Origin of the sequence: Methylophaga sp. UBA4204 (assembly GCF_002379485.1) — a bacterium.
In the GTDB taxonomy this organism is placed as follows: domain Bacteria; phylum Pseudomonadota; class Gammaproteobacteria; order Nitrosococcales; family Methylophagaceae; genus Methylophaga.
In genome coordinates this window covers 7,410-7,720 of the sequence record NZ_DFTU01000102.1, presented here as the reverse complement: position 1 = coordinate 7,720, position 311 = coordinate 7,410, and the positions used below count along the sequence as shown (strand labels likewise).

The window sequence follows — 311 nt, the reverse complement described above, 5'->3', positions numbered from 1 at the left end:
CCATCCTCCATCTCAATGTAGTCGCCGACACTCAAAGAACGTTCGAGCAGCAGGATGATGCCAGAGATAAAGTTGGAGGCAATTGACTGTAAGCCAAAACCTAAACCCACACCCAGAGCACCACCAAACACCGCCAGTGCAGTTAAGTTAATCCCCATGATCTGCAATAGCAGAATAAAGACGATAAAGAACAGGGCGATCTGAAACAGTTTGGCAAATACTTCACGGGTACCAATATCCAGATCTTCCTGACTACGGATAATTTGTTGCCCGGCAGTACTGGAAATACGTCCTAGCCAGAATAAAATCGA

At 46.0% G+C, this 311-nt stretch carries 1 protein-coding gene; it reads right to left on the bottom strand.

Annotation, left to right across the window (positions count from 1 at the left end; all coding sequences use genetic code 11):
- A partial coding sequence (locus tag B3182_RS15220) for a mechanosensitive ion channel family protein (protein WP_292753409.1) occupies positions 1-311 on the bottom strand: 311 nt, incomplete at both ends.